Annotated in this window: 11 protein-coding genes; 1 reads left to right on the top strand and 10 read right to left on the bottom strand. The window is 73.6% G+C overall.

Translation table 11 applies throughout. From position 1 onward, the window contains the following. Positions 1 to 147: 147 nt before the first annotated feature. From ACLQ2R_RS34715 to ACLQ2R_RS34755, 9 genes are all read right to left on the bottom strand, one after another. Positions 148 to 1,998, bottom strand: coding sequence for a hypothetical protein (locus ACLQ2R_RS34715; RefSeq protein ID WP_425965648.1), 1,851 nt, complete (start codon positions 1,996 to 1,998; stop codon positions 148 to 150). Further along, positions 1,983 to 2,738 carry an ABC transporter ATP-binding protein gene (locus ACLQ2R_RS34720; RefSeq protein WP_425965649.1) on the bottom strand — a complete coding sequence of 252 codons (756 nt, stop codon included), beginning with the start codon at positions 2,736 to 2,738 and terminating at the stop codon, positions 1,983 to 1,985. The genes ACLQ2R_RS34715 and ACLQ2R_RS34720 overlap by 16 nt, the downstream gene beginning before the upstream one ends. A gap of 388 nt (positions 2,739 to 3,126) precedes the next feature. Further along, a complete protein-coding gene (locus ACLQ2R_RS34725; RefSeq protein WP_425965650.1) occupies positions 3,127 to 4,974 on the bottom strand; it encodes a GTPase family protein in 1,848 nt (615 codons plus the stop codon). Next, positions 4,971 to 6,944, bottom strand: coding sequence for an ABC transporter (locus tag ACLQ2R_RS34730; RefSeq protein WP_425965651.1), 1,974 nt, complete (start codon positions 6,942 to 6,944; stop codon positions 4,971 to 4,973). Before ACLQ2R_RS34730 ends, ACLQ2R_RS34725 begins: the two co-directional genes overlap by 4 nt. 260 nt (positions 6,945 to 7,204) lie before the next feature. Beyond that, positions 7,205 to 7,891, bottom strand: coding sequence for a response regulator transcription factor (locus tag ACLQ2R_RS34735; protein ID WP_425965652.1), 687 nt, complete (start codon positions 7,889 to 7,891; stop codon positions 7,205 to 7,207). A 236-nt stretch (positions 7,892 to 8,127) separates the two neighbouring features. After that, positions 8,128 to 9,510 carry a HAMP domain-containing sensor histidine kinase gene (locus ACLQ2R_RS34740; protein ID WP_425965653.1) on the bottom strand — a complete coding sequence of 461 codons (1,383 nt, stop codon included), beginning with the start codon at positions 9,508 to 9,510 and terminating at the stop codon, positions 8,128 to 8,130. Further along, on the bottom strand, positions 9,510 to 10,217 hold the full coding sequence (locus ACLQ2R_RS34745) for a response regulator transcription factor (protein WP_386245558.1): 708 nt from the start codon (positions 10,215 to 10,217) through the stop codon (positions 9,510 to 9,512). Before ACLQ2R_RS34745 ends, ACLQ2R_RS34740 begins: the two co-directional genes overlap by 1 nt. 34 nt (positions 10,218 to 10,251) lie before the next feature. Continuing rightward, the gene (lhgO, locus tag ACLQ2R_RS34750; protein ID WP_425965654.1) at positions 10,252 to 11,442 is read right to left on the bottom strand and encodes an L-2-hydroxyglutarate oxidase; all 1,191 of its coding nucleotides are present in this window, start codon (positions 11,440 to 11,442) and stop codon (positions 10,252 to 10,254) included. Between the two features lie 87 nt (positions 11,443 to 11,529). Further along, positions 11,530 to 12,555 (bottom strand): NAD-dependent epimerase/dehydratase family protein, encoded by a 1,026-nt coding sequence (locus tag ACLQ2R_RS34755; RefSeq protein WP_425965655.1) that lies wholly within the window; start codon positions 12,553 to 12,555, stop codon positions 11,530 to 11,532. Between the two features lie 464 nt (positions 12,556 to 13,019). On the opposite strand from ACLQ2R_RS34755, the gene ACLQ2R_RS34760 reads away from it, so the two are divergent. Continuing rightward, entirely contained in the window at positions 13,020 to 13,397 is a 378-nt protein-coding gene (locus ACLQ2R_RS34760) for an STAS domain-containing protein (RefSeq protein ID WP_425965656.1), read from the top strand. A 31-nt stretch (positions 13,398 to 13,428) separates the two neighbouring features. Here the strand turns inward: ACLQ2R_RS34760 and ACLQ2R_RS34765 are convergent, their stop codons facing one another. Then, positions 13,429 to 17,076 carry an SCO7613 C-terminal domain-containing membrane protein gene (locus ACLQ2R_RS34765; RefSeq protein WP_425965657.1) on the bottom strand — a complete coding sequence of 1,216 codons (3,648 nt, stop codon included), beginning with the start codon at positions 17,074 to 17,076 and terminating at the stop codon, positions 13,429 to 13,431. Positions 17,077 to 17,193 lie beyond the last annotated feature (117 nt).

The raw sequence follows: 17,193 nt of genomic DNA on the forward strand, positions 1-17,193 counted from the left end.
CCGGCGACGGCCGGTCCGTGCGACGACGCGGCGGACGCGAACGAGCGCTTCCCGGGAGACGGCCACCGATCCTCCTTCCCCGGCCCGTCCCCCTCACCGGGAGGCGCTCACCCCTGCGAGACCGTCACCGACGGCCGCTCGCGTCCCTCATCGAAGGCCGCTCGTGACCTCCGTCGCCTCCGTCACCGCCGGCTCCTCGCCCGCCTGGGCCCGGGAAAGCCTCCGGCGGCGGTACGGGATGACCACTCCCGTCACGTAGACGGCCACCCCCAGCAGGACCATGAACACGATCGTGGGCCACTGCAGCCACGGCGGCAGGTAGAGGGCCAGGAACCACGCGCGCGTCGGGCTTCCCGTCGCCTTGAGGTAGCCGGCCACCAGTCCCTGCGGGAACAGCGGGATCGCGCCGAACGTGAAGCAGAGCCCCACGATGATCTGCTCGTGACGCGGCAGGTCCTCGAACCCGGTACGCGCCCCCGGCGTGCCGGCCGGCCCGGAGGACGGCCGTCGGCCGGTGCGCATCATGTTGAGCAGTTCGGGCCCGTGCGCGAGCAGCCGTCGCTCGGCGAGCAGCCCCAGCCCCCGGTACCAGAGCACCCCGGTCAGGACGCCGACGGCCACGCCCGCCCAGCCGTACAGCGCGGCCGTGATCGCCGCGGGAGCCGCGGTGAGGATCGCCAGCACCAGCACCGCGTACACCATGCCGGTGACCGCGCCGTCGTCGTCGGTGGAGCGCAGCGGGTTGCCGCCGCGCCGGTGCGGGTCGGTGCCGGGGATGAGCCCGTACACCGAGATCAGGGCGACCAGCCCGGCGCCGCCGCCCAGCAGCGCGGGCAGGACGGCGAGCAGCATGGGCCACGGCCCGCCGGTGACCAGGGCCAGGCCGACCGTCAGCACGACGGCGAGGGGCGCGACCGCCAGCAGCCACGCGTGCTGCCGCCCGCGGACGTCGTTCGCGCCGGGGGTCATGAGCATGAGCCACAGCGCCGTGCCGTCGGTACCGTAGAGGTTGGCCGACATGGCCGCGGCCATCACGACGAAGACCGGTCCCGCCCAGGGCAGCATGCCCGTCCAGCCCATCAGCAGCGGGGCCGCGGCGAAGGCCACGCCGTAGGCGAGGGCGAAGGTCAGCTGGTGGGTGCGCACCAGGTCACGCGACCAGGTACGCGCCTCCTTGGCCAGTACGGCCCCGGCGGCGGTGGTGGCCCGGATCGGGCGGCGTCCCCTCGTGGCCGCCCTGGACGCGCCGGCCCGCCGGGTGAGCAGCACCGCCCACGCGGCCAGCAGCAGCACGATGAGCAGCGCCATCCCGCCGAGGGCGGCCAGCGCCCGCGGCCAGTCGGCGGACCCGGCGGCCTCGACCGCGACCGTCCCCCAGCCGGAGGGCAGACGGCGGGCCACGTCCGTCACCACCTGCGGGATGCCGTCCGTCTCCCCGAGCACCACGAAGACGACCCAGATCTGACCCAGGAACGCCAGGATCACGCCGTTGGCCAGACCGGCGCCGATCGCGCCCACGCGGGAGCGCAGGGCCAGGCCGAGCACGGCGACCGCGACCCGGGAGAGCAGGACGAACACGGCGAGCTGGAGCAGCATCGCGGGCAGCGAGACGAGCGCGGCCACGACCCCCAGCCGCACGCCGAGGACCGCGAGCCCGGCCAGGGCGATCAGGCTGATCGCGGGCGCCACCCCGACGAAGGCCGCCATGAGCAGCCCCGTGGCCAGGCGGCGCGGTCGCAGGCCGAGCAGCGTGAAGTACTCCGGGCGGAGCGTCTCGTCGCCGCCGCCGGCGAAGACGGGACCGAGCACCCAGCCCAGCATCCAGACGGCGTAGACGGCCACGAGCAGGTCGGCCCCGGACAGGGACGCGATGATCGTGCCGGCCGCGAGGGTCAGGCCGAGCAGCGCTCCCATGAGGACGAAGCCGGCCCGCTGTCCCGTCATCGAGTGACGGAGCACGGCCACCTTCATCTGCACCATGGTCAGTTCGACAGCCACGTCAGCTCCTTCGATCCCCCGTCGGAGGTGCCGACCAGCTCGACGAAGGTGTCCTCCAGGGAGCCGGTGCCGCGGACCTCGTCCAGAGGCCCCGCGGCGGCTACCCTGCCCTTGTCGATCACCCCGACGTGGTCGCAGAGCTGCTCCACCAGGGCCATGACGTGGCTGGAGAGCACGACGGAGCCGCCCCCGGCCACGAAACCGCGCAGGATCGTCTTGATCGTCGCGGCGGAGACCGGGTCCACCGCCTCGAAGGGCTCGTCGAGTACGAGCAGCCGCGGCGCGTGCAGCAGGGCGGTGGCCAGGCCGATCTTCTTGCGCATGCCGGTGGAGTACTCGATGACGAGCGTCTTCTCGGCCACGTCGAGCTCCAGCACGGACAGCAGTTCGTCGGCGCGCCGGTCGACGACGTCGCGCGACAGGCCGCGCAGCAGCCCGAGGTAGGTCAGCACCTCGCGGCCGGTGAGCCGCTCGGGCATGGCCATGCCGTCGGGCAGGACGCCGACCAGTGTCTTGGCCGTGGCCGGGTCGGACCAGACGTCGGCGCCGAAGATCCGGGCGTTGCCCTCGTCGGGACGGAGCAGGCCGACGGCCATGGACAGGGTGGTGGTCTTGCCGGCGCCGTTCTGGCCGACGAGCCCGTAGAAGGAGCCTTGGGGGATGGTCAGGTTCACGTGGTCGACGGCCACCTTCTCACCGAAGGTCTTGCACAGGCCGTGGATCTCAAGTGCTGCGGGCATTTGATGACTCCGGATGGCAGGGGAAAAACGCGGCCGGTTCGCATGCGAGATGGCCGGGCGTTGATGGGGGGATATATGCGGTAGAGACGTTACAGCCTCGTCAGAACGTTAAATCATTCATGTCCAAAAACGGGAAGACCCCGGGTCACATCGATGTATCAGCCCCGCCCCGGGGGCACATCGGCGGACGGGGGCGCGTCCGGAAGGCGTGCCGAGGGACACGCGCCACCCGTCCGGAAGACAACCGCGGACACGGACCACACATCCGGAAGACACAACCGCGGACACGCGCCACACGTCCGGAAGGCATGCCGGCGGACACGGAAGAGCGCCTCCGCGGGAACCCGTCCCCGCGAAGGCGCTCGATGTCACGGCACTTCCCGCGCCCTCAGTTCCGGGTGCCGTCCCTCGCCACCGCGACCGCCTCGGTGAAGCGGTGGTAGCGCGTCAGCTCCTCCCCCACCGGTTCCAGCACCAGCTCACGGCCGACCCGCTCCACACTCTCCCGCAACGACCGCGCCGCCTTACGGGCGCGGCGGCGGCCCCCCAGCCAGGCGGCCACCCGGGAGAGCAGCGCGATCAGCAGCCCGAGCAGGACGCCCCCGATGAGCAGCGCGCTGGGCCAGGGCAGCTCCCCCGCGGTCGGCAGGTAGAGCTGCGGGAGCCGCAGGTAGTCGAGGGCCACCAGGGCGATCAGCCAGATCCCCCCGGCGAACACGGTCGCCAGCGCCAGCCACTGCGCCACCCCGGCCAGCCGCCACCACAGGGGCCGCCGTGAGACCCCGAGAGAGGTGGTCGCCACCGCCCGGTCCAGGCCGTCCTCCAGGTCGTCCCCGCGCGATCTCGCCGCCTGGCGCACGGCCACCGCCCACGGCGCGGGCAACCCGTCCGAGGCGGTCTCGGCGGCCTCCCGGATCGCGGTGTCCATCCGCGAACGCTGGACGACGGTCGCGGCCGGGAGCGACGTCCGCCCGACGATCCCGGCAGCGTCGCCGGTGTCGCCGGTGTCACCGGTGCCGCCGGCCTCGTGCCGGTCGCGCGCGCCGTCCGGGGACCGGCTCGCGACGTCGAGGCGGAGGCGCCGCAGCGGGTCCGGACGCAGACGCCGGATCCACCGGGTCGGCGGCCACCCGGTGGCGGCGACCGAGCGGTGCCGGTGCGACCTGGCCACGGCCTGGACGACCGTCGGCACTCCCGCGGCCTCCGAGAGGGCGTCCCTCAGGGATCTCACCAGCCTGTCCGGCCTGTTCCCCGCGTCGGCGGGGGGCGTCTCGCCGGGGGCGACGCCGGACGCCCGCAGGAGCGCGTCCGCGGTCATGCCCGTGTCGGCGGCCAGGCGCGCGGCCCAGGACCTCCGGTCGGCGACCCGGGAGGCGAGCAGGGAACGCAGCTCGGGAACGCCCGCGCCGGTCCGGGTGGAGATCCCGACCACCGGGACGCCGGTCAGGCCGTCGTCGTCCAGGAGCCGCCGCAGGTCCTTCAGGCACCGCTCGGCGGCGGCCGGGGAGAGCCGGTCGATCTGGTTGAGGACGACGACCATGACGTCCCGGTGCCGGGCCAGCGGCCGGAGGTAGCGGTCGTGGACGGCCGCGTCGGCGTACTTCTGCGGATCGAGCACCCAGACCAGCAGGTCGACCAGCTCGACGAGCCGGTCGACCTCCATCCGGTGCGAGGGCTCGATCGAGTCGTGGTCGGGCAGGTCCAGCAGGATCAGCCCGGCGGCCTCACCGTCCGTCCCGAACGCCTGCCCGTCGGCGGACGTCTGCAGTGCCGTACCGGACGCCGTGCCGGTTGCCGTGCTGCCGGACGCCTGCCCGTCGTCGTCGGACGCCCGGGGCGCCGTGCCGGGCGTCCGGGGTGCCGTGCCGGAGGAGAGGGGCAGGAGTTCGTGGCGGCGGGGGATCTCCAGCCAGTCGAGCAGCGGCCCGGCCCCGCTCCCCTCCCACAGGGCGGCCTGGGCGGTGGAGGTGGTCGGCCTGGTGACCCCGACCGTCGCGAGCGAGGTGCCCGACAGCAGGTTGAACAGCGAGGACTTCCCGCTGCCGGTGGCTCCGGCCAGCGCGACCGCGGTGTGGTCGACCGACAGGCTCGCCCGTACCCCGGCGCGGGAGACCACCGACCGCGCGGCGGCCACCGCGTCGGCGTCCAGCCTCCCGTCGGCCAGGTCGGCGGCCCGCGCCAGCGCCTCCAGCCGGTCGTCCAGCGGGACCGTCTTCGCTCGTCGCAGCAGTTTCACGCCTCGTCCCCCTCCGTGCCGTTCGCCCTCGGCACCCCGGTGGGGCCGCCGCGCGTCCCCGGTGGGCCGCCGGGATCGCCGTTCATCCGGGAGACGGACCCGGGCGTCACGGGCGTTCCGGAGACCTCGGGCCTCCCGGGTGCTCCCGCCGTTCCGGGTGCTCCGGATGTTCCGAGTTCTCCGGGTGTTCCGGGCGGGGCGTCCAGTGGTCGTGCGGAGCCCTCGGGGAGCGCGGCCCGGCGGTTCGCGACGGGAAGCTCGCGCAGGTGCTCGCGTACGGCGTCGGAGGTGGCGCGCAGGGCCGGGGCAGTGTCGTCGGCGGGCTGGACGGCGTCCAGCAGGCCGGTGAAGCGGTCGGCGTCCTCCCCCAGCAGGATCGCCACGCGCGCCCGCAGGTCGGAGCGGGCCTTGACGGTGAGGGTACGGACGGCCTGGTCGCCGAAGACCGCCTCCAGGATCTTCTGGCTGAGCACGCTGGTGCCTCCGGCGATGCCGACCTCGATGCCGGTCAGCCCGCCGGTCGAGGCGAACACCGCGATCATGAGCAGCAGCCCGGCCCCGTTCAGGCCGTAGGAGGTGACCCGCGCGGTGGTCCGCCGGTCCGCCCCCTCCTCCCGCACCAGGTCCAGCACGTACGCCTGCCATCCCCTGACGGCGTCCTGCGCGCGGGCGGGCAGGACGGCCGAGGCCCTGCCGAGGCGGGAGCTGACCGCCACCCCGGCCTCCTCCAGCAGGGCCCGCCCGGCGGGGTTCGAGGACCACGACTCCAGCAGGCGCTCGGCGGCGCCGTCGGCCGAGGCCCTGATCAGCGCCTCCACCCCGCTCTCCAGCGCGACCCGCAGCTCGTTCTCGGGCGCGGGACGCCCCATGACGAGCGCCACGAGCCGGTCCCTGAACCGGCCGACCCGGCTCTCCAGGGAGCGCATCAGGTCGCCGGTCCCGATGAAGTCCTGCCAGCGGGCCAGCACCTCGCCGCGCAGCAGCGTGCCGTCCCGCATGCCCTCGTCGAAGGTGGACAGGCCCACGGCGTAGGCCGCGTCCGCCATCGAGCGCAGCTCCGCGGCCCCGGCGTGCTGGCGTTCCACCGCGGCGGCCAGCGCGGGCACCCGCACGGCCAGGCTCTCCAGCGCGCCCGACAGGGTCTGGCGCACCACCTCGGCGCGGGAGCGGGAGTCGGCGGCGAGGGCCAGCAGCCAGTCGGCGACCGGCTGGACGGCCTGGCGGGGCAGCCGGGCGTTCTCCTCGGGCAGTACCAGCTCGGGCACCTCGAACAGCCGGGTGCCGCCCAGCCCGTTGGCCTCCAGCAGGCGGGTCAGGTCCTTGCGCACCACGCCCAGGGCCTCCGGCGGGACCCGCGACAGGACGATGGCCAGCGCCGTGCTGCGCTCCCTGGCCGTACGCAGGAAGCTCCAGGGGACCTCGTCGGCGTAGCGGGCGGCGGTGGTGGTGAACAGCCACAGGTCGGCGGCCGACAGCAGTTGCGTGGCCAGCTCGCGGTTGGAGGTGACGATCGAGTCGATGTCCGGGGCGTCGAGCAGGGCCAGGCCTGGCGGGACCGCCGAGGCGGTGACGATCCGGATCGTGCCCGGCTGGCCCCTGCCGCCTCCGGTGACGCGCGACAGGCCGGGCAGCACGTTCTGGGCGGTGAACCACTCGCGGTCGGCCGAGGAGGTGACCAGGGTCGGGGCCATGGTCGTGGGCCGCAGCACGCCCGGCTCGGAGACGTCCGCGCCGACCAGGGAGTTCACCAGGGTGGACTTCCCGGCTCCGGTGGATCCGCCGACGACGGCCAGCAGCGGGGCGTCGATCGTGGTGAGCCGGGGAATGAGGTAGTCGTCGAGCTGCCCGGCCAGCTCGCGCGCCGCGCGGCGCTCGGCCGCCGCGTCACCGATCGCGAGGGGGAACAGCTCGCGGCCGAGGTGCCGCCGCAGCTCCCGCAGCGTCTCCAGAAGACCGTCGTTGTCACCCATACGGTCGTCCTGCCCTGCGAGGACCCCTCTAGACGCGTTTGGCCCCACCGCTCGACCGGGTTACGGGGGCGAACTCGGTAAAGCGGTGGGGCACTGCCCTCGGACCTCGTCCGGAGGCCGTACAGGGTTCGTCTCCCCCGCAGCTGGAGGCGAACCCGAGCCTCTCGAACGCGTCCGAGGTGATCGGGGGTCGTGCTTCGTCTATTTGAACACACAAAACTGCGAATCGGGTCTGTCAGAGCTGAATATCGGCTGAAAATTCAATCACCCGGCGGCAGGCGCAGGACGTACCCCACCCCGCGGAGGGTGTGGATGAGCCGTGGCTCGGCCGTGTCGACCTTCCGGCGGAGGTAGGAGACGTAGGACTCGACCACCCCGGCGTCGCCGCCGAAGTCGTAGTTCCAGACGTGGTCGAGGATCTGCGCCTTGGACAGCACCCTGCCGCTGTTGACCATGAAGTAGTGCAGCAGCTTGAACTCGGTCGGCGAGAGCCGCACCGGCTCCCCGGAGCGCCAGACCTGGTGCGCCTCCTCGTCCAGCTCCAGCTCGCCGACCCGCAGCCGGGCGGGCAGGTCCAGATCCCCCCTGGTACGGCGGAGCACGGCCCGGATCCGGGCGAGGAGCTCCTCCAGGCTGAACGGCTTGGTCACGTAGTCGTCGGCCACGCGCAGCCCGGTCACCTTGTCGTCGGTGCCGTCGCGCGCGGTCAGGAAGAGCACGGGCACCTGCCCGCTCACCTCCCTCAGCCGCCCGGCCACCGTGAAGCCGTCCATGTCGGGAAGCATCACGTCCAGCACGACGAGGTCGGGGCGGAGGCGCTCGGCGAAGTGCACGGCCTCCCGGCCGTCCGCCGCGGTCATCACCTCGAACCCGGACATGCGCAGGCTGGCCGAGAGCAGCTCCCTGATGTTCGGTTCGTCGTCCACGACCAGCAAACGGGCTTCCACTCTTTCCGGCACCCCCCGAGGCTCGCCCACTCCGCTGGGGCGCAGCTCAGCCGAGGCTGAACGTTTCCTGGGAGAGGGCGCGTCCCGGGACCGAATCCGGGCCGGCCGAATCTGGACCTGTCGAATCTGGACCTGTCGAATCTGGACCTGTCGAATCGGGACCGGCCGGATCCGGGCCCGGGAACCCGCGCGGCGGGAGCCGGGGCCGGGGAAGCCGGGACGGCGGGACGGCGGGATCAGCCGGCCTCGGAGGCCAGGGGGAGGAACACCCGGAACGTCGCCCCCTTGCCCGGCTCCGACTCCACCGCGACGGTCCCGCCGTGCGCCTCGACCATCGCGGACACGATCGCCAGCCCGAGCCCGCTGCCGCCGTCCTCGGGGGCGCGCCGGCCCCGGGCGGAGTCGGCGCGGTAGAACCGCTCGAAGACGCGTTCGCGCTGCTCGGAGGTGAGACCGGGTCCCTCGTCGGCCACCTCGATGACGGCCATGCCCTTCTCGCCGAAGAGCGCCACCCGCACCGGGGTGCCGGCCGGGGTGTGGGTGAGCGCGTTGGTCATGAGGTTGCCCACCACCTGGCGGAGCCGTACCTCGTCGCCGGAGACGATGAGCGCCGAGCCGTCCACCGCGAGGCCGACCTCGCGGTCGGGGGCGAGGATGCGGGCGTCGTGGACGGCGTCGGCCGCGATGGCGAGCAGGTCGACCGGGCGCATGACCAGCGGCCGCTGCTGGTCCATCCGGGCGAGCATCAGCAGGTCGTCGACGAGCAGGCCCATCCGGACCGCCTCGGACTCCACCCTGCGCATCAGCGGCGCGGCGTCGATGCCGGGCGCCTGCCGGTAGAACTCCGCGAAACCCCGGATCGAGGTCAGCGGGGTACGGAGCTCGTGCGAGGCGTCCGCGACGAACCTGCGCATGCGCTCCTCCGACCTGCGGGCCGAGGACTCCGACTCCGACCGGGCCCGGAAGGCCGTCTCGATCTGGGCGAGCATGCCGTTGAGCGAGCGGCCCAGACGGCCCACCTCGGTACGCGGGTCGGCGTCGGGGACGCGGCGGCTCAGATCCCCGGCGGCGATGGCCTCGGCGGTGTGCTCGATCTCCTCCAGCGGGCGCAGGCTCCTGCGGATGATCAGCACCCCGGCTCCGGCGAGCATCAGCACCAGGCCGCTGCCGCCGAGCACCTCCACCAGGGCGAGCTGGCCGACGATCTGCCGCACCTCGCTCATGTCCACGGCCGCGACGACGGTCCCGCCGTCCCCCGTCGGGATCGAACGGACCCGCCAGTCGCCGCTGTCGAACGGCCGCGCGCCCTGGCCGGGCGCCACCTCGGGCCCCGGCCTGCCCTCCACGTCGGCCCCGCTGAAGGTGGCGAAGACCACGCCGCTGCCGTTACGGAGCTCCAGCTTCGCGTCGGGAGGGAGCGGCTTGCCGATCGGCGTGACCCCCCGGTGGATCCGGCGCAGCGCGGTCTCGGCGATCAGGACGGTCTGGCCGTCGACGCGGTCGATCAGGTAACCCCGCATGATCGAGACGCTGCCGATCCCGATGAGCGTCAGCGCGATCGTCAGCAGGATCAGGACGATCGCGATCAGCTTCACCCGGAGCGGGGTGGTGTTGAGCATCACGGCCCCGGCGGCAGGCGCAGCACGTACCCGACCCCGCGCAGCGTGTGGATCAGCCGGGGATCGACGTTGTCGATCTTCCGGCGGAGCACCGAGACGTAGGACTCCACGATCCCGACATCACCCCGGAAGTCGTAGTCCCACACGTGGTCGAGGATCTGCGCCTTGGACAGCACCCGCCCGGCGTTGACCATGAAGTAGCGCAGCAGCTTGAACTCGGTCGGGGACAGCCCCACCGCCCGGCCCTCGCGCCATACCTCGTGGCTCTCCTCGTCCAGCTCGACGTCGGCGAAGGTCAGCCGGGACGGCCGGGGCGCCAGGTCGCCCGAGGAGGTACGGCGCAGCACGGCCCGGATCCTGGCCACGACCTCCTCCAGGCTGAAGGGCTTGGTCACGTAGTCGTCGCCCCCCATGGTCAGCCCGCGGATCTTGTCCTCGGTGGCGTCCCGGGCGGTGAGGAAGAGCACCGGGGTGTCGCTGCCGCCGCCGCGCAGGCGCCGTACGACGTCGAAGCCGTCCATGTCGGGCAGCATCACGTCGAGCACGATGAGGTCGGGGCGATGGCGCTGCACGGCCGCGACGGCGTCCGTGCCGTTGCCCGCCGTGTTGACGCCGAACCCGGCGAACCTCAGGCTCGCGGCGAGAAGTTCGAGGATGTTCGGCTCGTCCTCGACGATCAGCAGGCGGGCCTCGGGCGAATCGGTCACAGTTCCATCCTCACCGGCCCGTATGAGAAAGCAGTTAACTGGTCGATATCGAGGTTAACCCCACAATATGCCGTGCGATCGCCAGGCTGGAGGTGGCCGCGGGCGAGGGGGCGTTCCGCACCAGGACGACGCGGCCGTGCACGTCGATCGCGAAGTCGTCCAGCATGCCGCCGCGCGCGTCCACCGCCTGCGCGCGCACGCCCCCGGCGGTCCTGACGAGATCGCCACCGGTCAGGGCGGGCACGTAGCGCCGCGCGGCCCTCAGGAACGACCCGGGCGCGATCGAACCGGCCACCTCCCTGACGCCGGTCCGCCAGTGCCGGGCGGCCAGCCGCCGGGTGCCCGGCCAGGCCAGGATCCGGGCCAGCTCGGCCGGGGCGAGGTCCCGCCAGGTGTAGCCCTCCAGCGCCAGGGCCATGACCGCGTTGGGCCCGACCAGCACCTCGCCGTCGATCCTGCGGGTCAGGTGCACGCCCAGGAAGGGGTAGCGGGGGTCGGGGACCGGGTAGACGAGCCCGCGGACCAGATCCTTGGCCTTCCCGGCCAGCGCGTAGTACTCCCCGCGGAACGGGACGATCCTCACGTCGCCGGGCTTCCCGGCCATCCGCGCGACCGCGTCGGTGCCGAGCCCGGCGCAGACGATCAGCCGGTCGAAGGTCAGGACGCGCTTCCCGGCCACGACGCGCACCCCGCCCGCGCTCTCCCGGACCGACCGCACCGGGTGGGAGAGCAGCACCGAGCCCCCGCCTTCCCGTACGTCCTCGGCCAGGCGGCGGGCGACCGCGGGGAAGTCGGCGATCGCGGTGCGCGGGGAGTGCACCGCGCCGGTGCCGACGACGTGCGGCTCGACGTCGCGCAGCGCCAGCGCGTCCAGCTCGGCGATGCCGGGCACCCCGTTGGCGCGGGCCCGCTCGGCGATCTCGCGCAGCGCGGGCCGCTCGGCCGCGGTGGAGGCCACCACGAGCTTGCCGACCTCGGCGTACGGGAGATCGTGCTCGGCGCAGTACTCCCGCAGCAGCGCCACGCCCTCCCGGCAGAGCCGGGCCTTGAGCGAGCCCGGACGGTAGTAGATCCCGGCGTGCACGACGCCGCTGTTGTGCCCGGTCTGGTGGACCCCGACGCGGTCCTCCTTCTCCAGGACGGTCACCGTGGCCCCGTGGGTCAGCGCCGCCTGCCTGGCCACGGCCAGCCCGACGATTCCCCCTCCGACGATCCCGAGGTTCATCGCGGCCTCCTTCCGTACGAAGCGCACGCCCTTGGGGGTGGGACCTCCGGGTGGGGCGCGCGCCGTCCGGACGCCCGGAGGACACGGTCATCGGGCGACACTACCGGCCAGCCTGCCGACCCTGCCCGCGTCGAGATGCCCCTCCTGCGCGAGCCAGCACAGCGCGTCGGCGACGGTCTCGTGGACCGGGCGCAGGCCCACGCCGAGCGCCTCCAGGGTCGGGGTGTCGTAGGTGCGGACCATCGTGACCATCATCTCGACGGCGTCCCTGGTCAGCGGGTAGTCGATCTCCTTGATCAGTTTCATCGCGTCCCCCACGGCCGCCGCTCCGCGCAGCACCGACCGGTGGATCCTGAACCTGCGGCAGCGGTTCCCGGTCACCTCGTCGCAGACGTCGGCGAGCCGCGCCCAGGTGAGGTAGTGCCCGCCGAGCATGAACCGGCGCGGGCCCCGCCCGGGTTCGAGGCAGCGGGCGAGCACGACGGCCAGGTCCCGCACGTCGACGATGTTGACGCCGCCCGCGGTGATCGGCCAGCCCTGCTCCAGCCCGGCGCGCAGCCCTTCCATCAGCGCGTCCAGCGAGGGCTGGCACGGCCCGGCGACCCCGGACGGGTAGACGATCGTGATCGGCATCCCCTGCTCCTGCAACCGGCGGGCGTAGCGCTCGGCGGAGATCTTGCTCCTGCCGTACTCGTTCCTCGGCGTGGAGAGCGGGCTCTCGGTCGTGATCACCGGCCCGGACGGGGGGACGAAGACGCCGATGCTGGAAACGTGCACGACGGGGTCGAGGCCGAGCTCGACGGCCTGGCCGAGGACATTCTTCGCTCCGGTCACATTCGTGCCGTCCAGGTCGTCCGCGCGGCCGACGACCCCGATTTCCGCGGCCGCGTGAATGACCGCGTCGCACCCTTCCAGCCCGTCCCGTACGGCGGGGGCGTCGCGGATATCGGCCCGGTGCAGGGCGACGGGTTCCTTCACCCCGAGAGCGGCCAGCACCGTGCGCGTTTTCTCTGGATCGCGTACGAGCAGCAGCGGCTCGTGCCCGTCGGCGAGAAGGCCGGGGACCGCGTGCGAGCCGACGAAACCTGATGCCCCGGTTACCAGAACGCGCATGTTCGCAAGTTAGCGGCAATCCTCACCGGAAGAGAAGGGATAACCGGCACCGTTCTTAACCGTCATTGTTCATTGCGGGAAATCCGTACGACACGGTCGAGCAATACGCGAATATGTCCGGGCAATAAATCGCGATGCGGTCATTCACCTTCGGCATGGGAACGTGTTCCACGCCGGTCAGGGGTGCGTTCCCCGCCGGTCCGGGGCCGGGTCGCCGTACCGGTACGGGAGTGTGTTCCACTCCGGTCCGGGGCCGGGGGCACGGCCGGACCGGAGGGTGGGGTCACGGCCGGACCGAGGGGGCGGGGCCGTCTCCGGTCCGGCGGCAAGGCCACCGCTGGGTGCTCGCGCCGTTACGCACATGTCTCCGGTCCGTCGCCCAAGCGGGCGCCTGAGCGGGGTATACCTTGATCAGGCCGGATCCCGGCCGGATCCGACCGTTCCCCGGGTGGAGATGCGAGGCGATGAGCAGAGAACTCTCCATCGGCGTCGATCACCACGAGCACACCGGCTGCACCGTGATCACCGTCGACGGCGACATCGACCGCAACTCCAGCGTGCTGCTGAGGACGACCATCGAGCGGCTGGTCTCCGACCGGCACACCCGGATCGTCATCGACGCCGAGGGCGTCAGCTTCTGCGACTCCACCGGGCTTCGGGTGCTTCTCAGCGGTATGCGCGCGACCTCGGAGGCCGGCGGATGGCTCCGCCTGGCCGGTGTCTCCCCGGTCCTCGAACGCCTGCTGCGGATGACCGACCTGTACGCCTGGTTCCCGGTCGACGCCGACGTGACCGCCTCCCTCGGCCACGCCAGGAGCCGGGGCCTGCAGTCCCCCGGCTGAGGCCACCGGAGCCGGCGCGTCCCCGGACGGGTCAGCGCATCCGGCCGAGGGTCGCGCGCAGGCGTCGTACGTCCCCCCGCCGGGCCTCGTAGGTCGCGCCGACGGCCACCAGCAGCAGACCGCCCAGCGCCACCGGCACCCACCGGGGCATCAGCGCGGCCATCTGCCCGATCCACGGAGCCAGCTCGTGCAGGGCGACGACCGCCAGGCTCAGCCCGCCGAGCACCGCCGGGGCCTGGAGCCGGGACCGGGCGCCGACCAGCAGCACGGCCAGCGAGACCGTGCCGAGCAGCAGCGGGCGCAGCCAGCCCTCGCCGCCCAGGAGCGCGAGCAGCGAGGGCACCAGGCTGGAGGCGAGCCCGGGACCGTACACCACCCAGGAGGAGATCCCCGAGCGGCGCGCCCGCAGGAAGCCGATCACCAGCAGCACCACCGAGAACGGCACCGTGTAGGCCTCGATCACGGTGATGTCGGAGGCGATCAGCCGCAGCCAGGAGGCCACCAGCAGGAACCCCGTCCCCACGTATCCGGCCCGTCTCCGGTCGGGCCGCAGCGCGGTCCCGGCCATCAGCACGCCCGCGACGGCGCAGGCCAGGCTCGCCGTCGGCAGGTCGGCCGAGGCGAGCGGCAGGGCGACGACCGCCAGGACGTACCCGGCCGCCTCCACACCGGCCGCGGGCGCCGTCCGCCTGAACCGGCCCGCCAGGACGGCGGCCGCGCAGGCCACGGCGAACAGGCCGAACGCCGCGTACCGGACCGGCCGGTCCAGCGCCAGCCCGGCCGCCAGCGCCTCGCCGCCCGCCAGCAGCGTCGCCACCCCGGCCGCGACCGGCGCGACCACGGCCCCCCGGCTCCCCAAGGCCACGGCCACCCGGCTCCCGAGGGCCACGTTCTCCCGGCTCCGGAGGGCCACGGCCACCCGGCTCCCGAGGGCCACCGCCACGGCGATCGCGGCCAGCACGGGAAGGACGATCAGCGTGGCGGTCTCGCTCATCAGGGCCCAGGAGACCGCGACGAAGGCGAGCCAGAGCGCCGCCAGGCCGCCGAAGGCCCAGGCGGCACGGCTGCGCGCCGCCGCCCACGCCGTCGGGACCGTGCCCGCGACGAACAGGGCCACCTCCACCCCGTACGGCAGGGCGACCGAGATCGGCAGCGACACCAGGACCAGGGGCCCCGCGAGCAGCGCCGCCCTCGTCGCGCCCGGACGGCGCGCCACCTGCCAGGAGGCCAGCACCGCCGCCACCGCGACGAGGATCACCACCGTCACGAGCAGCGGATGGCGGCCCCCCGGCCCGGCCGAGGCCGTCCAGGGCCGCAGGAGCGGGTCGTGGAAGCCGGCGATCGCGGCGAGGGCCGGTGCCACGGAGAGGACCGCGGACAGGGCCAGCGCGCCGCTCAGCACCAGCCCGGCGGGACGTCGCGGATCGTCCCCCGCCTGGCGCTCCGGGTGCTCCGGGTTCTCCGGGTGCTCCGCATTCTCCGGGTTCTCCGGGTTCTCCGCGTTCTCCGGGGACGTGCCGGGCGGGACGAGGGCGGGCAGGACGAGGAGAACGGCCAGCACCGCCCCGGTCCCCAGGGCGAGGGACAGCCCGTCCCCCGCGCTCGTCCACCCCGATCCGGCGAGGAGCGCCCAGACCAGGCCCGTCGCCGAGAGCACACCCATGACCAGCGCGAACGCCGCCACGGGCCGCACCCTGGCGGTGTACGCGGCCACCCCCCAGGCGACGAGCAGGACGGCGAGCACCGCGTACGTGCTCGTCCGGCCGCTGAGGGCGGTCGCCAGCGCCTCGGCCGACACCGTCCCGGCGGCGACCGCGAAGGCCCACGCCCACCGCGGTCGCGCGGCCAGGGACAGGGCGGCCACGAGCGCGACGGCCAGCGCCGGCAGGACCACCAGGTCCACCCGGTGACCCCAGCCGAGGGCGACGGGGGCGACGGCCACGGCGAGCGTCCCCGACGCGAGCGCCGCGAACCCCAGGAGGGGCCGCCCCCGGTGGGCCGCCCACGCCGCGGCGACGGTCAGCATCACGGCCACGACAGGGAACTGCGGGAACGGCGCGATCAGCCAGGTGTCGGCGAAGCCGCGCGCGCCCCATCGGGCGTACTCCCACCGGGCGAACAGGGTGAAGGCCACCGCGTCCGCGAACGGGAGCGCGGTGACCACCGCCAGTACCCCGCCGGAGACGGCACCGGTCGAACGGAGGCGCGGCTCGTCCAGCCAGGGCGCGCGAAGCATGATCGCCACGGTGGCCAGGGCGGCCACGGTGTAGGGGACGACGTCCCAGGTGTACGGGAACAGCGCCCGGAGAGGCGCCGCCAGGCCGACGGTCAGCGTCAGCGCGGAGAAGGCGACGAGGTCGATGAGACGACCGCCGCGCCGTACCTGGCGCGCGACCGCCAGCCCGGTCACGGCCAGCATGACCAGCAGGACGCCCCAGACCGCGGAGATCCCGATGCCGTTGACCTGGCCGAGCACCTGCTGCAGGAGGACGGCCAGGATGCCGTGGCACACCCCCAGCCCCCAGAGCACGCCGAAGCAGACCGCGACCGTCCTCCTCAGGCCGCTCGGAGGGCCGGGCTCAGGTCCGGTCCCGGCTGCGGATCCGGTCCCGGGTACGGGTCCGGCTTCGGGTACGGGTCCGGCTTCGGGTACGGGTCCGGCTTCGGGTACGGGTCCGGTCTCGGGTACGGGTCCGGTCTCGGCTACGGATCCGGGTCCCGGTACGGAACCGGATGCGGTAGCAGGCGCTGTACCGGGAGTGGATGCCGGGTCGGAGGGTGCGAGGTTCCGGTGTGCGGTGCCGAGGACCAGGAAGGCCGCGTCGGCGGCGGCCGTGACGGCGAGGGCGGCGGTGATCCACTGCGCCGTCTCGTCGAAGGCCAGGAAGAAGAGCGGGAACTGGGCGACGACGACCGCGACGGGAAGCGGCAGCCGCAGCGGGAGGAGCCGCGAGTACCCCGCCGTGGCGAGGGCGACCAGGGTGAACAGCAGCGCGGCGTAGTGGGATCCGCTGAGCTCGTCGGCTCCTGCCAGTCCCGTGTACCGGGCCGCGTACCCGTCCAGGAAGAGCAGCGCGACACCGAACATCGCGATGGTCTCGGCGGTGGTCACGAGACCGCGTCTCACCAGGAGCACCGGTGCGGTGAAGGCCAGCCCGGTCACCACGGCGAGAACCGTCGCCCGCCCGCCGATGCCCATGCTCCCCCAGCTCACCACCGTGAACACCACGGCCGCGACGACCAGCAGCAGACCACCGAGACCGAGCAGCAGGTTCTGCACCGCCCGGGGAGAGACCTCCTTCGGCTTACCGGGTGCGACGGTTGCGACGGGTACGGGGAGGGACGCGGAGGAGACGCGCGCGGGGGCGGGGGCGGACGTCGCGGCCGGGGAGGGTTCCGGGCTCGGCGGGGGCGCCGCCGGGCCGGCCTGCGCCAGGCGGGTCCGTTCGGCACCGAGCAGGCCGAGCAGGTGCGTCCGGCGGGCGAGGAGCCCGGTCTCGCGGGCGCGCAGGCCCTCCAGTTCCCGGTCCAGCCGCCACAGCTCGGCCGCGACCGGCCCCCGCAGCGGCAGCCGGCAGTGCGGGCAGTGCTCGTACGTCCCGGCGAGAGAGGCGGCGCACTCGGGGCAGTTCACCCGCGTCGGCGGGCGGCCGGGCGCGGGGGCCGGGATTTCGTCCATGACACTCAGGATGGCGGAAACGGCTTGCGGAGTACTTGCGCGGAACTACTCAATTTCGCCTGAGTACCCCCTCATCGGGCGATGCGGGCGATCAGTACGCTCGCCCTCGCCGACGAC

Origin of the sequence: Streptosporangium sp. DT93 (genome assembly GCF_049844535.1) — a bacterium.
Taxonomy (GTDB): Bacteria; Actinomycetota; Actinomycetes; order Streptosporangiales; family Streptosporangiaceae; genus Streptosporangium.

What these genes read in the sequence shown, in the direction of transcription:
- ACLQ2R_RS34730 (WP_425965651.1), bottom strand. Translation starts at nt 6,944, where the DNA reads ATGGGTGACAACGACGGTCTTCTGGAGACGCTGCGGGAGCTGCGGCGG.
- ACLQ2R_RS34755 (WP_425965655.1), bottom strand. Translation starts at nt 12,555, where the DNA reads ATGCGCGTTCTGGTAACCGGGGCATCAGGTTTCGTCGGCTCGCACGCG.
- ACLQ2R_RS34720 (WP_425965649.1), bottom strand. Translation starts at nt 2,738, where the DNA reads ATGCCCGCAGCACTTGAGATCCACGGCCTGTGCAAGACCTTCGGTGAG.
- ACLQ2R_RS34740 (WP_425965653.1), bottom strand. Translation starts at nt 9,510, where the DNA reads ATGCTCAACACCACCCCGCTCCGGGTGAAGCTGATCGCGATCGTCCTG.
- ACLQ2R_RS34760 (WP_425965656.1), top strand. Translation starts at nt 13,020, where the DNA reads ATGAGCAGAGAACTCTCCATCGGCGTCGATCACCACGAGCACACCGGC.
- ACLQ2R_RS34765 (WP_425965657.1), bottom strand. Translation starts at nt 17,076, where the DNA reads ATGGACGAAATCCCGGCCCCCGCGCCCGGCCGCCCGCCGACGCGGGTG.
- lhgO (WP_425965654.1), bottom strand. Translation starts at nt 11,442, where the DNA reads ATGAACCTCGGGATCGTCGGAGGGGGAATCGTCGGGCTGGCCGTGGCC.